The 13,723-nt window shown below is 75.1% G+C and carries 12 protein-coding genes and 1 pseudogene; 2 read left to right on the forward strand and 11 right to left on the reverse strand.

Going from position 1 to position 13,723, the window contains the following annotated elements; genetic code table 11:
• Positions 1-45: 45 nt before the first annotated feature.
• Complete coding sequence (locus VSR01_RS04740) at positions 46-1,176, reverse strand: M24 family metallopeptidase (RefSeq protein WP_326448025.1); 1,131 nt, start codon at positions 1,174-1,176, stop codon at positions 46-48.
• A gap of 163 nt (positions 1,177-1,339) precedes the next feature.
• Here VSR01_RS04740 and VSR01_RS04745 point away from each other — a divergent pair, with 163 nt between their 5' ends.
• Both VSR01_RS04745 and VSR01_RS04750 read left to right on the forward strand, forming a co-directional pair.
• The gene (locus VSR01_RS04745; RefSeq protein ID WP_326448026.1) at positions 1,340-1,897 is read left to right on the forward strand and encodes a uridine kinase family protein; all 558 of its coding nucleotides are present in this window, start codon (positions 1,340-1,342) and stop codon (positions 1,895-1,897) included.
• A gap of 479 nt (positions 1,898-2,376) precedes the next feature.
• Complete coding sequence (locus VSR01_RS04750) at positions 2,377-4,272, forward strand: AAA family ATPase (protein ID WP_326448027.1); 1,896 nt, start codon at positions 2,377-2,379, stop codon at positions 4,270-4,272.
• A gap of 136 nt (positions 4,273-4,408) precedes the next feature.
• Here the strand turns inward: VSR01_RS04750 and VSR01_RS04755 are convergent, their stop codons facing one another.
• From VSR01_RS04755 to ribD, 10 genes and pseudogenes are all read right to left on the reverse strand, one after another.
• Positions 4,409-5,587, reverse strand: coding sequence for a hemolysin family protein (locus VSR01_RS04755; RefSeq protein WP_326448028.1), 1,179 nt, complete (start codon positions 5,585-5,587; stop codon positions 4,409-4,411).
• Positions 5,584-7,155, reverse strand: coding sequence for a hemolysin family protein (locus VSR01_RS04760; RefSeq protein WP_326448029.1), 1,572 nt, complete (start codon positions 7,153-7,155; stop codon positions 5,584-5,586). The genes VSR01_RS04755 and VSR01_RS04760 overlap by 4 nt, the downstream gene beginning before the upstream one ends.
• A gap of 256 nt (positions 7,156-7,411) precedes the next feature.
• Positions 7,412-7,975 (reverse strand): PH domain-containing protein, encoded by a 564-nt coding sequence (locus tag VSR01_RS04765; protein WP_442785399.1) that lies wholly within the window; start codon positions 7,973-7,975, stop codon positions 7,412-7,414.
• The gene (hisG, locus tag VSR01_RS04770) at positions 7,972-8,820 is read right to left on the reverse strand and encodes an ATP phosphoribosyltransferase (protein WP_326448030.1); all 849 of its coding nucleotides are present in this window, start codon (positions 8,818-8,820) and stop codon (positions 7,972-7,974) included. The genes VSR01_RS04765 and hisG overlap by 4 nt, the downstream gene beginning before the upstream one ends.
• A gap of 104 nt (positions 8,821-8,924) precedes the next feature.
• Positions 8,925-9,197 carry a phosphoribosyl-ATP diphosphatase gene (locus VSR01_RS04775; protein ID WP_326448031.1) on the reverse strand — a complete coding sequence of 91 codons (273 nt, stop codon included), beginning with the start codon at positions 9,195-9,197 and terminating at the stop codon, positions 8,925-8,927.
• Between the two features lie 33 nt (positions 9,198-9,230).
• A complete protein-coding gene (gene ribH, locus VSR01_RS04780) occupies positions 9,231-9,716 on the reverse strand; it encodes a 6,7-dimethyl-8-ribityllumazine synthase (protein WP_326448032.1) in 486 nt (161 codons plus the stop codon).
• A gap of 74 nt (positions 9,717-9,790) precedes the next feature.
• On the reverse strand, positions 9,791-11,059 hold the full coding sequence (locus VSR01_RS04785) for a bifunctional 3,4-dihydroxy-2-butanone-4-phosphate synthase/GTP cyclohydrolase II (RefSeq protein WP_326448033.1): 1,269 nt from the start codon (positions 11,057-11,059) through the stop codon (positions 9,791-9,793).
• A 128-nt stretch (positions 11,060-11,187) separates the two neighbouring features.
• A pseudogene (locus tag VSR01_RS04790) lies at positions 11,188-11,820 on the reverse strand (nicotinamide mononucleotide transporter family protein); the annotation flags it as partial.
• Complete coding sequence (locus tag VSR01_RS04795; RefSeq protein WP_326448034.1) at positions 11,817-12,503, reverse strand: riboflavin synthase; 687 nt, start codon at positions 12,501-12,503, stop codon at positions 11,817-11,819. The pseudogene VSR01_RS04790 and the gene VSR01_RS04795, both read right to left, overlap by 4 nt.
• A 1-nt stretch (position 12,504) precedes the next feature.
• Positions 12,505-13,653, reverse strand: coding sequence for a bifunctional diaminohydroxyphosphoribosylaminopyrimidine deaminase/5-amino-6-(5-phosphoribosylamino)uracil reductase RibD (ribD, locus tag VSR01_RS04800; protein ID WP_326448035.1), 1,149 nt, complete (start codon positions 13,651-13,653; stop codon positions 12,505-12,507).
• Between the last annotated feature and the right edge of the window lie 70 nt (positions 13,654-13,723).

Genomic DNA, 13,723 nt, shown 5'->3' on the forward strand with positions numbered 1-13,723 from the left:
TGTCGGCCCGCCATCAGGACCAATATTGGTCTCCACCATTGGCGCTCACCCGGGGAGAACCACCAGGTCACGCCCGGTCAGATTGAGCCGCTCGCCGCCGTCCGGGGTGCACACCGCGATGTCCTCGATGCGCGCGCCGAAGGTGCCGGGCAGATAGATGCCCGGCTCGACGGAGAAGGCCATGCCCGGCTCCAGCGCCCGCGTGCTGCCGGCCACGATGTACGGCTCCTCGTGCGTCTCCATGCCGATGCCGTGGCCGGTGCGGTGGACGAAGTGCTCGCCGTCGCCGGCCGCGGCGATGATGTCCCGGCCGACCGCGTCCAGCTCCTCGGAGGTGATGCCGGGCCGCACCGCGTCGGTCTGCGCGGTCTGCGCGCGCAGCAGCACCTCGTACAGCTCGCGGAAGGCGGCCGGCGGCTCCCCCACGGCGTACGTGCGGGTGGAGTCCGAGCAGTAGCCGTCCTCGGTGGTGCCGCCGATGTCGACCACCACCGGGTCGCCGGTCCTGATCACCCGGTCGGAGACGTCGTGGTGCGGGCTGGCGGAGTTGGGGCCCGAGCCGACGATCACGAAGTCCACGGTGGCGTGGCCCGCCTCGATGATGGCGTCGGCGATGTCCTTGGCGACCTCGCGCTCGGTGCGGCCGGGCCTGAGCCACTCGCCGACCCTGCGGTGCACCCGGTCGATCGCCGCGCCGGCCCGGCGCAGCGCCTCGACCTCGCCGGGGGACTTGCGCATCCGCAGCACCGAGAGCACGTCGCCGGCCAGCGCGGCCTGGGCGCCGGGCAGCGCGGACTGGAAGGCCAGCAGCTTCTCGGCCCACATCTGGTTGTCGACCGCGAACGCCCGGGTGCCGGCCGGCAGCCGGCGGGCGATCAGCTCGTACGCGTCGTCGGTCTCGTCGTAGGCGGTGACCTCCAGGTCCAGGCCGCCGGCCGGGGAGGCGAGCGCGGCGGGGTGCTCCAGCCGGGGGACGACGAGGAAGGGGTCGGCGCTCGCCGGGACGACCAGGCAGGTCAGGCGCTCCAGCGGCAGCGCCTGATAGCCGGTCAGGTAGCGCAGGTCGGCGCCGGGGGCGATGAGCAGGGCGTCCAGGCCGGCGTCGCCGACCGCCCTCTTGGCGCGGGCCAGGCGCTCGGCGTCCAGCGGGCCGGCTCCCGCGGTGCGTTCGTCCATGCGGCCACGCTAACTCCCCGCCTGGGACGCCGCGCGTATTTTTCGTCCCCGTGCGGCGTCGCGCCCGCCCCGCCGGGCCGGGACGCGGCTCATGGGCGGACGCGACCCCGGACGCGACACAACGTAGAGTCGACGCGTGGAGGAGCCGGACTGGGGAGATGCGGTGGCCGCACGCGAACCGTCGTGCGGGCCGGTGAGACTGGTCGCCGTCGACGGCCACGCCGGTTCCGGCAAGACCACCCTGGCCGGCAGCATCGCCGCGGCCCTGGGCGGCGCCCCCGTCGTGCACACCGACGACCTGGCCACCCACGACGAGCCGTTCGCGTGGACCGGACGGCTCGCCGCCGAGGTGCTCGCCCCGTTCGCCGCCGGCCGCCCCGCCCGGCACCGCGTCTACGACTGGACCGCGCGCGCGTTCCGCGGCACCCGCGAGATCGCGCCGGCGCCGGTCGTCCTGCTGGAGGGCGTCGGCTCCGGCCGCGCCGCCCTGCGCCCGCACCTCGCGCTGGTGCTGTGGCTGGAGGTCGACCCGTCCATCGCCCGCGCGCGCGGCCTGCGCCGCGACGGCCCGGGGCTCGCGCGCTTCTGGACCGGCTGGACCCGCGCCGAGGACGAGCACTTCGCCGCCGACCCCACCCGCCCGTACGCCGACCTGCTGGTCCACCAGACGCCGGACGGCTACCGCGCCGCGCCGGGGCCCTCCCGCGATCACCGAGGGTGATCACTGAATATGCCCGGGTGACCACCCGCCGGACGGTCCGCGACGGCCGCGCACACCCGCCTGCGGCGTCGGGCGTAGGCCGCGCCATCACCGCTTGACCGCCTGGGTATGCAGCAATTACGTTTTCAACTAGCGGTCTTGGACGACCGCTCGCAGAACGCGGAGCCCCCGGTTGTTCCCCCGTGACCGGGGGCTCTGCTCTGCCCCCAACCCGCTGCCGCCGCCCGTGATGTCCGATCCACGCCCGCGCGCGCTCACCGTGCGTGAGCACCCGGCGCTCGTCCGTCCCCGCGCCCGGCGCACGATGCGGACCACCGCGATCTTCGTCGCACCCTACGGCGCCGCGAACAACGCGGGTACGATGCGAAACGGGGTGGCGCAGCGCCTGGGGAACGCTGCTGCATGCCTCAACTCCCGCCCGGCCGTGCCGGGTTGGGCGAGGCGTCGGCGAGGCGGGGGACTGGTTAGGTGGGGACTTGATGGACTTCGGCACCGACCGCCCGGGCTCCCCGGCCGACTTGGCCTGGCTGCGCGGCGTCGACGCGTACACCGTCGGCGCGTACGCGCAAGCCGAGGAGGAGTTCAGGGCCGCGGTGCGGATGGACCCGGGCATGGCGGACGCCTGGCTGGGCCTGCACGCGCTGCGCGCCGACACCTCGACGGCGCTGCTGCAGATGTACCGGCACCGCGAGCGCTTCGGCGAGCAGCGCGCCGGCCACCGCAGGACCCTCAACTCCTGGTACTGGCTGGGCTGGTGGGTGCAGCCCGTGCTGGAGACCAGCCGCGACCTGCTGCTCGCGCACGCCTCGCACTGGCTGGACGGCCGCCATGTCGCCGAGCTGGACCAGGCGTTGGCCGACTGCCCGCCGGTCGACACCGATCCGCAGGTCCGCTTCCTGCACGCCTGCCGGGCGTATCTGGTCAAGGACTGGGAGCACCTGGTGCGGCACACCGAGCCGCTGCTCGGCGACCCGGTCCTGGGCATCGAGGCGGGCCTGTTCGGCGGCATGGCCCGGGTCCGGCTGGAGATGTGCGGCCAGGCCGAACCGCTGCTCGCCGCCGCGCTGATGCGCTGCCGCAGCGAGCAGCCGCAGCGCAAGGAGCTGCGCTACTGGCTGGCCCGCGCCTACGAGGGCACCGGCCGCACCGCGGCCGCGGTGCCGCTGTACCGGGCGGTGCACCGGGTGGACCCGGCGTTCATGGACACCGCGGCCCGGCTGGCGGCGATCCACGAGTCCGACGACGGCCTGGACGAGGGCGCGGGCCTGGCCGCGGTGTCGCTGGCCGGCGCCGGCCAGTCCGTGCCCGAGGGCGGCGCCGACATGGAGGCCGCGCTGCTGGCCGACGCCCCCTCGGGCGGAACCGCGGCGGCCGAGCTGGACGACCCGCTGACCGCGCCGGGCCCGATCGAGGACCCGCTGCGGGACCGCTCGCAGAGCTCCTTCGGCGCGGCGGCGGCGCCCCAACTGCCGCTGGGCGGCGCCGATCCGGTGCTGCTCACCCAGGCGCTCGCCGAACTCGACCGGATGGTCGGCCTGGAGCCGGTCAAGCGCCAGGTGCGGGCGCTGTCCGCGCAGTTGCGGATGGCCGGGCTGCGCTCGGCGCAGGGCCTGCCGGTGCAGCCGCCCAAACGGCACTTCGTCTTCTCCGGCCCCTCGGGCACCGGCAAGACCACCGTCGCGCGGATACTCGGCCGGGTCTTCTACGCGCTCGGGCTGCTCGGCGGCGACCACCTGGTGGAGGCCCAACGCTCCGATCTGGTCGGCGAGTTCCTCGGCCAGACCGCGGTGAAGGCCAACGAGCTGATCGACTCCGCGCTCGGCGGCGTGCTCTTCGTGGACGAGGCGTACGCGCTGTCCAACTCCGGTTACAGCAAGGGCGACGCGTACGGCGACGAGGCGCTGCAGGTGCTGCTGAAGCGGGCCGAGGACAACCGGGACCGGCTGGTGGTGATCCTGGCCGGCTACCCCGAGGGCATGGACCGGCTGCTGGCCGCCAACCCCGGGCTCAGCTCCCGCTTCACCACCCGCGTCGACTTCCCCAGCTACCGCCCGCTGGAGCTGACCCGGATAGGCGAGGTGCTGGCCGCGGAGAACGGCGACCACTGGGACGACGAGGCGCTGGACGAACTGCGCGCGATCAGCGGGCACGTGGTCGACCAGGGCTGGGTGGACGAGCTGGGCAACGGCCGGCTGCTGCGCACCCTGTACGAGAAGAGCTGCGCCTACCGCGACCTGCGGCTGTCGGAGTACCCGGCCACCCCCACCCGCGAGGAGCTGGCCACCCTGCGGCTGCCGGACCTGATGCAGGCCTACGGCGAGGTGCTGTCGGGCCGCGGCCCCGCGCTGCCGCCGCCCGAGCCCACCGCCGAATAACGTGCGCCGGGCCCGGCGGACGCGCCCGGGGACGCGCCCGGCCCGGCGGACGCGCCCGGCCCGCCGGCGGCGGCCCCCGGTCGGCGCCGCCGACCGGCATCCGCCGCTGCGCGTCCGCCGGCCGGGCCGACCCGTGTCAGGGCTGCGCCACCGCCCGGGCCGGGTCCGCCAGGCCCTCCCCGGCGCCGCCGGAGCCCGCGCCGTCGGAGCCCGCGCCGCCGGAGCCCGCGCCACGGGAGCCGCCCGCGGACCGCCCCGGTCCCTCGGGCTCCTCGGCGGCGGTGTGCGCCGGGTCGCGGACCTCGCCGACCAGCATCTCCAGCACGTCCTCCAGGGCGACCAGGCCGAGCACCCGGCCGGAGGCGTCGGCGACCGCGGCCAGGTGGGTGGCCGCCCGGCGCATCGCGGTGAGCGCGTCGTCCAGCGGCAGGTCCGCGGCCAGCGTGGTCATCGGCCGCCACAGCCGGGCCGGCACCGGCCGGTCCGGGTCGTCGGCGTCCAGGACGTCCTTCACGTGCAGGTAGCCGAGGTAGGCGGGGCCGCCGCCGGCCGCGGGACCGGCCACCGGGAAACGCGAGTAGCCGGTGCGCACGGTCACCTCCTCGACCTGCCGCGGCGTCGCGGAGGGCTCCAGGGTGACCAGCTCGGCCGGGGTGAGCAGCACCTCGGTGACCGGGCGGGTGCCCAGTTCCAGCGCGTCCTCCAGGCGCTCCTGCTCGTCGTGGTCGAGCAGGCCGGCCTGCCGGGCGTCCTCGACCAGCTCGGTCAGCTCCGCGCTGGTGAAGACCGCGTCGACCTCGTCCTTCGGCTCGACGCCGCAGGCCCGCAGGATCAGCCGGGCGCTCGCGCCGAGCACCACGATCACCGGGCGGAAGACGCGCGCGAAGCCGACCAGCCCCGGGCTGAGCCACAGCGCGGTCTTCTCCGGGTCGGCCATCGCCAGGTTCTTCGGCACGAGTTCACCGATCACCAGGTGCAGGAAGACCACCAGCGCCAGCGCGATCACATAGCCGGCCGGGTGCACCAGGTCCTCGGGGACCCGGACCGCGGAGAACAGCGGTTCCAGCAGGCGCGCGACCGTCGGCTCGGCCACCGCGCCGAGGGTCAGCGAGCAGACCGTGACGCCGAACTGCGCGGCGGCCATCATCTGCGGCAGGTGCTCCAGGCCGTACAGCACCGTACGGGCCCGGCGCTGCTCGCCGGCGAGCGGTTCGATCTGGCTGCGGCGGACCGAGACCAGGGCGAACTCCGCGCCGACGAAGAAGCCGTTGCCGAGCACCAGCAGGACGGCGAAGAGGAGTTGCAGCGCGCTCATCGTCCGCCCGCCTCCCCCGCGCGGTCGCCCGCCGCGTCGGCGGTGTCCCCGGCGTCGGCGGTGTCCACGGTGTCAGCGGTGTCAGCGGTGTCCATGGCGCCGGCAACGTCCGCCAAGCCCGCGGCCTCACCGGTGTCCGCGGCGTCCCCCGCGGGGCGCGGCGCGCCGACCGTGCCGACCCGCTCGGCCGGCGCGGTGACGCGCTCGCGGCGCGCCGGAGACGCGGCGGCCTCGCCGCCCTCGGGGGCCGTCGCGCCGCCCGCGTCCTGCGTGCGGACGATCCGCACGCGTTCGGCCCGGTGGTGACCGACCTCCTCCACCCGCAGCAGCCAGCCCGGCAGCTGCGCGGTGTCGCCGGGCGCGGGGATGCGGCCCAGCAGGTCGGCGACCAGGCCGGCCACCGTCTCGTACGGGCCCTCGGGCGCGGTCAGGCCGATCCGGCCGAGGGTGTCCACCCGGCAGCCGCCGTCGGCGTCCCACGCGGGCCGGCCCTCGTCGGCCGGCGCCTGGGCCAGCTCGGGCAGGTCGACCGCGTCGTGCTCGTCGCGCACCTCGCCGACCAGCTCCTCGACGATGTCCTCCAGGGTGACCACGCCCGCGGTGCCGCCGTACTCGTCGACCACCACCGCGATGGGCTGCTGGCTGCGCAGCAGGCCGAGCAGCGTCTGCGCGGGCAGCGTCTCGGGCACCAGCAGCGGGGCGACCGCGATCCGGGCGACCGGGGTGCGGGCGCGCAGCTCGCCGGGGACCGCGAGGGCGTCCTTGAGGTGGACCATGCCGCTGATGTCGTCCAGCCGCTCGCGGTAGACGGGGAACCGGGACAGGCCGGTCGCGCGGGTCAGGTTCAGGACGTCCGCGGCGGTCGCGGTGTCCTCCAGCGCGCTGACCCGGACCCGGGGCGTCATGACGTTCTCCGCGGTCAGGTCGGCCAGCGACATGGTGCGCACGAACAGGTCGGCGGTGTCCTGCTCGATCACCCCGGCGAGCGCGGAGTGCCGGGCCAGGGAGACCAGCTCGGTGGGGGTGCGGGCGGAGGCCAGCTCGTCGGCCGGCTCCACGCCGAGCATCCGCACCAGCTTGTTGGCCGCGCCGTTGAGCAGTTCGATGACCGGGCGGAAGGCGCGGGAGAAGGCCCGCTGCGGACCCGCGACCATCCGGGCCACCGCCAGCGGCCGGGAGACCGCCCAGTTCTTCGGCACGAGCTCGCCGACCACCATCTGCAGCGCGGAGGCGACCGCCATGCCGAGCACGACCGCGACGCCGGACGTCGCGCCGTCCGGGACGCCGGCCGACCCCAGCGGGCCTTCGAGCAGGCGGGCGAGGGCAGGTTCGGCGAGCATGCCGACGACCAGCGAGGTGATGGTGATGCCGAGCTGGGTGCCGGACAGCTGGAAGGAGAGTTTGCTCAGGGCGGCGACGACGCTGCGGGCGCGGCGGTCGCCCTCGGCCGCGGCCCGCTCGGCGGCCGGCCGCTCCACGGTCACCAGGCCGAACTCGGCGGCGACGAAGAAGCCGTTGGCGAGGATCAGGACGAGGGCCGCCGCGAGCGGCAGGAGGGAGCTGATCATGGTGCCGCCGCTCCTGGTCGCCGGGAGGTCCCGGAGGAAGGGGCGGCGCTGGTACTACAGGACGGTTCGTCCATCGGGGTGGGGGTGTCACTCCTCGGCTGGTCGGTGCCCCGCGGCCGGCGCGGGCGGTGGTGCTGCGGGGCGGGCCCGTCGGCTCGCGGCCCGCATCCAGGGTAATCACTGCGGCGTTGCGTGCGAAGGACGGCGTGGCGCGCCCCGCGCCATGTGGCGGGGACCACACGGTGCGGGCGGCGGGTCAGGCGTCCCGGTGCGGTCCCGCGGTGCGCTCGCCGCGGGCCTCGCCGAGCTCCTGCGCCAGCGCGCGCAGCCGCCGCGCGTCGCGCAGCGCCTGCTGCCGGGCGATGCCGGGCTGGATGCCCATCACCGCCAGGGTGGTGCCGTCCGCGAGGTCCAGGTGCACCCACGCGTCGCCGTGCCGCAGGTTGACCCCGAGGATCTCGGCCCAGGCCAGGCGGCGCCGGACGGTGAGGTTGACCACGGTCAGCCCCTCCGCGTCGGCGACCGCCCGGGGCCGCGCGAGCAGGGTCAGCACGGCGCCGATCAGCACCCCGGTGACCACCACGGTCACCCGGTCGCCGGTGCTCCACGGCGACGCGCCCTCGCGCGGCATCAGCACCGCGACGGTGCTGAGCACGACGACCAGCGCCACGGCGAGCGAGAGCAGCAGCACCCGGGTGACCAGCGGCCGGAAGGTGACCGGCAGGCCCAGCGCGGCGGCCGGCGCGCCGTCGCCCGCGGGGCCGGAGGGGCCGGGCGCGGCGGGGCCGTCGCCGGCCGGCCCGGAGGCGGGGCCGCTCACAGCCGCGCGGCGTGGATGCCGGTGGTGAGGATCGCGCGGGCGCCCAGGTCGTACAGCTCGTCCATGATCCGCTGCGCGTCCGCGGTGGGGACCATGGCGCGGACGGCGACCCAGCCCTCGTGGTGCAGCGGGGAGACGGTCGGCGACTCCAGGCCGGGGGTGAGGGCGACGGCCCGCTCGACCTGCTCGACCCGGATGTCGTAGTCCATCATCACGTAGCGGCGGGCGACCAGGACGCCCTGCAGGCGGCGCAGGAACTGCTGCACCTTGGGCTCCTCGGGGTCGGCGCCGGTGCGCCGGACGACGACCGCCTCGGACTCCATGATCGGCTCGCCGAAGGTCTCCAGACCGGCGTTGCGCAGCGAGGTGCCGGTCTCCACGACGTCCGCGATGGCGTCGGCGACGCCGAGCTTGATCGCGGTCTCCACCGCGCCGTCGAGGTGCACCACGGAGGCGTCCACGCCGTTGTCGGCCAGGTGCTTCTCGACCACCCCCTCGTAGGAGGTGGCCACGGTGCGGCCGGCCAGGTCCTGCACGCCGGTGGCGGTGCCGGGGCGGCCGGCGTAGCGGAACGTCGAGCGGGCGAAGCCGAGTTGCAGGATCTCCTCGGCGTTGGCCCCGGAGTCCAGCAGCAGGTCGCGGCCGGTGATGCCGATGTCCAGCCGCCCGGAGCTGACGTAGATCGCGATGTCGCGCGGGCGCAGGTAGAAGAACTCGACGCCGTTGGCGGCGTCGACCATCACCAGTTCCTTGGACTCCTTGCGCTGGCGGTCGCCGGCCTCATGCAGCATGGCCGCCGCCGGTGCGGACAGTGAGCCCTTGTTGGGGACGGCGATGCGCAGCATGAGGACGGGTTCCTTCTCTTCGGGGCGTTTCGTGCGGGCGGACGGAGGACGTGCGGCGGACGGCACGGCGGGAGGACCCGGGGGCGGGACGGCTCCGGCCGTGCTCACAGATGGGCGTAGACGTCGTCCAGGGAGATCCCGCGGGCGACCATCATCACCTGGACGTGGTACAGCAGCTGGGAGATCTCCTCGGCGGTGGCGTCGGCGCCCTCGTACTCGGCGGCCATCCACACCTCGGCGGCCTCCTCGACCACCTTCTTGCCGATCGCGTGCACGCCCTTGCCCACCAGCTCGGCGGTGCGGGAGGTGCCGGGGTCGCCGGTGGCGGCCTTGTGCCGGAGCTCGGCGAAGAGCTCCTCGAATGTCTTGTTCGCCATGGTGGTCCTAGCGTACGGGGAACCGGGCCCGGCTCACCTCCACGGTTCGGATACTGAACGCAGCAGGGCCGCGGTCGCCACCGCCGCGGTCACCGCCTCGTGTCCCTTGTCCTCGGTCGAACCGGGCAGCCCGGCGCGGTCCAGGGCCTGTTCCTCGGTGTCGCAGGTGAGCACGCCGAAGCCGACCGGCACGCCGGTGTCCACCGAGACCTGGGTGAGTCCGGCGGTCACGCCCTGGGAGACGTACTCGAAGTGCGGGGTGCCGCCGCGGATGATCACCCCGAGCGCCACGATCGCGTCGTAGCCGCGGCCGGCCAGCACCTTGGCCACCACCGGGAGTTCGAAGCTGCCCGGCACCCGCAGCAGCGTCGGCTCGTCGATGCCCAGGTCGCGCAGGGCGCGCACGGCCCCGTCGACCAGGCCGTCCATCACCTGGGTGTGCCACTGCGCCGCGATCACCGCGACCCGCAGGTCGGCGCAGTTCTTCACGGTCAGCTCGGGGGCGCCCTTACCGCTCACGGGTGCTGTCTCCTCGGTACGTCGGTACGTGCTGGGGGGTACGGGGGGTCGTGCGGGTGTCGTGCGGGTGTCGTTCAGTGGCCGGAGGCGTCCAGCCAGGGCAGGTCGTGGCCCATCCGGTCGCGCTTGGTGCGCAGGTAGCGCAGGTTGTGCTCGCCCGCGGCCACCGGCACCGGTTCGACGCCCAGGACGTCCAGGCCGTGCCGGACCAGCGCACCGGTCTTGTCGGGGTTGTTGGTCATCAGCCGCAGCGACCGCACGCCGAGGTCGGCGAGCATGTGCGCGGCGGCGCCGTAGTCGCGCGCGTCGGCGGGCAGGCCGAGTTCGAGGTTGGCGTCGAGGGTGTCGCGCCCGCGCTCCTGCAGTTCGTAGGCGCGCAGCTTGGACAGCAGGCCGATGCCGCGGCCCTCGTGGCCGCGCAGGTAGAGCACCACGCCGCGGCCGGCCTCGGCGACCCGGCGCAGCGCGGCCTGCAGCTGCGGGCCGCAGTCGCACCGCTGGGAGCCGAAGACGTCGCCGGTCAGGCACTCGGAGTGGACCCGGACCAGCACGTCGGAGCCGTCGCCGATGTCGCCGGCGACCAGCGCGATGTGCTCCACGCCGTCGGCGGTGCTGCGGTAGCCGTAGGCGGTGAAGTCGCCGTAGGCGGTGGGCAGCGCGGTGTGCGCCTCGCGCCGCACGGTGGGCTCGCTGGAGCGGCGGTAGGCGATCAGGTCCTCGATCGAGATGATCGCCAGGCCGTGCTTGCGGGCGAAGGGCACCAGCTCCGGCAGCCGGGCCATGGTGCCGTCCTCCAGCGCGATCTCCACGATCGCCGCGGCGGGCCGCAGTCCGGCCAGCCGGGCCAGGTCGACGCCGGCCTCGGTGTGTCCCGCCCGGGTCAGCACGCCGCCGGGCCGGGCCCGCAGCGGAAAGACGTGGCCCGGTCTGACGAAGTCCCCGGCGGTCGCGGTGGGGTCGGCCAGCAGCCGGATGGTGGTGGCGCGGTCGGCGGCGGAGATGCCGGTGGTCACGCCGTGCTCGGCGGTCGCGTCGACCGAGACGGTGAACGCGGTGCGCATCGACTCGGTGTTGGCCTCGACCATCTGCGGCAGGTCCAGCCGGTCCTGGGCGGGCCCCTCCATCGGCACGCAGATCAGCCCGCGGCACTCGTTCATCATGAACGCGACCGTCTCCGGGGTGATCTTCTCGGCGGCCACGACGACGTCGCCCTCGTTCTCCCGGTTCTCGTCGTCGACGACCACGACCGGGCGGCCCGCGGCGATGTCGGCGACGGCCCGTTCGACGGGGTCGAGCCGGAGCGTGGCGGTCCAGTCGTCCTGCAGTGCGGTAACGGCGCTCATGCCGCTACTCCTTCCGCGACGTCGGTGCCCTGGGAATCCTGGGGGTGGTCGGTGACGGCGCCGGGTGCGGCGTCGTCCCGGTGCTCGGAGCCGCGCTGTACGGGGTCGGCGCCGTCCTGCTCCGCGGGTCCGCGGCCGGCGGGCGCCGCCCGCCGGGTCTGCTGCCACCACGCGTACATGCCGGCGAGGACCAGGACGAAGTAGATGATGTAGACGAGCCCGGAGAAGGGCAGGCCGCTGTGGAAGTTGAGCGGCACGCCGACCACGTCGACGGCGAGCCAGGCGAACCAGAACTCGACCCAGCCGCGTGCCTGCGCGACCATCGCGGCGAGCGTGCCGACGAAGATGTACGCGTCCGGCCAGGGGTTCCACGACAGCGACGGGTAGGCCAGGAAGAGCGAGGCGACCGCGACGGTGCCCAGGCCGGTGGCCACGACCAGCAGCGCGCGCTCCTTCCAGGTGGCGAAGCGGATCGCCACCCGGCCGCTGTCCGCCCGGCCGCGCCGCCACTGGAACCAGCCCCAGCCGGCCACCGTGATCACCACGAACTGCTTGCCGACGCCGCCGCCGAGCTGCGCGCTCCAGAACGCGGCGACCAGCACCGCGCCGGACAGCAGCTGCACCGGCCAGGTGAGCATCGCGCGCCGCCAGCCGAGGGCGAGCGCGGCCAGGCCCAGCAGGTTGCCGATCATGTCGGACCACATGACGTGCTGGTCGAAGGCGGTGAACGCCTCGCTGTTCAGCCAGTGCAGGGCGCTCACTTGACGGCCTCCGCAGCGCGGACGCGTGCCGCGGCGTCCGGGGTGTCGCCGGCGGCGGTTCCCGGGACGCCCGCGCCGGCGGCCTGGTCCGCCGCGCGGTCGCCGAGCATCCGCTCGACGTACTTGGCGATGACGTCGACCTCCAGGTTGACCGGGTCGCCGGGCTGCTTGATGCCGAGCGTGGTCAGCGCGAGGGTGGTCGGGATGAGGCTGACGCTGAACCAGTCGGGCGCGGCGTCGACCACGGTGAGGCTGATGCCGTCCACCGTGATGGAGCCCTTCTCGACCACGTAGCGGCTCAACTGCGCGGGCAGCGCGATCCGGACGATCTCCCAGTGCTCGGCGGGGGTGCGCTCCAGCACGGTGCCGGTGCCGTCGACGTGGCCCTGCACCAGGTGGCCGCCGAGCCGGCCGCCGAGGGCCATCGGCCGCTCCAGGTTGACCCGGGAGCCGGGGGCGAGCGCGCCGAGGCTGGAGCGGTTCAGGGTCTCGGCCATCACGTCGGCGGTGAAGGAGCCGTCGCCGAACTCGACGACGGTCAGGCAGACGCCGTTGACGGCGATCGAGTCGCCGTGCTTGGCGCCTTCGGTGACGACGGGTCCGCGGACGGTGAACCGGGAGGCGTCGCCCAGATTCTCGACGGCGGTGATCTCACCCAGTTCTTCGACGATTCCGGTGAACACTTCAGCTCTCCTGGGGAGTTCGGGGAGTGGGGACGGCGGTGAGGCGCAGGTCCGGCCCGAGGCGGGCGACATCGGTCACGGCCAGCCGCAACGCCTGGGCGATGGTGCTGATTCCGGCGTCGGCCAGGGCCGCGGGCCCGGCGCCGAGCAGCGCGGGCGCGAGGTACGCGGTGACGGCGTCGACCGCGCCGGCCGCGACGAACGCGCCGGCCAGCGTCGGGCCGCCTTCCAGCAGGACCGAGCGGACGCCGCGGGCGTGCAGTTCGGTCAGCAGCGCGGGGATGTCGAGACCGGTCCCGCCCGCGCCGCCGGTCCCGCCCGGGGCGGTGGCCGCGTACGGCAGCCGGACCGTGTCGACGCCCGGCAGGTGGGAGGTGTCGGCGTCCTTGCCGACCGCGACCAGGGTGGGAGCGGCGTCGTCCAGGACGGGCGCGGTGGGGGTGATGCGGGCGCGGGTGTCGACGACCACCCGCAGCGGCTGGGTGGCGCCGTCGATGCCGCGCACCGCCAGGTGCGGGTCGTCGGCGACGAGGGTGCCGGAGCCGACCACGACCGCGTCGGACTCGGCGCGCAGCCGGTGCACGTCGGCGCGGGACTCGGCCGAGCTGATCCAGCGGCTGGTGCCGTCGGCGGCGGCGATCCGGCCGTCGAGCGTGGCGGCGTACTTCCACCGCACGTGCGGGCGGCCGAGCCGGACCGAGGTGAGCCAGGCGGTGTTGACCGCGGCGGCCTCCTCCGCGAGCAGCCCGCCCTCGGTGTCGACGCCGGCCGCCCGCAGGGTCTGCGCGCCGCCGGCCGCGGCCGGGCTAGGGTCGGCGACCGCGTACACGACGCGGGCCACGCCGGCCTCGATGAGCGCCTGGGCGCAGGGGCCGGTCCGGCCGGTGTGGTTGCACGGTTCGAGGGTGACCAGCGCGGTGCCGCCGCGGGCCCGGTCGCCGGCCGCGCGCAGCGCGTGCACCTCGGCGTGCGGGCCGCCGGCCCTGCGGTGCCAGCCCTCGCCCACGGTCTCGCCCGCGGCGTCGAGGACGACACAGCCGACCACGGGGTTGGGGGCGGTGGCGCCGAGGGCGCGTGCGGACAGCGCGATCGCGCGCCGCATCGCGGCTGCTTCCGTGGCGGTGTCGGCCACCGGGTCCTCCTGCCTCATCGGGCACGGACTCCGGGGCATCGGGACTCAGCGGGGTTTCTCCGGGGGTTCTGGCGCCTGCGGTCCTCGC

It is taken from the genome of Actinacidiphila sp. DG2A-62, from assembly GCF_035825295.1.
Taxonomy (GTDB): Bacteria; Actinomycetota; Actinomycetes; order Streptomycetales; family Streptomycetaceae; genus Actinacidiphila.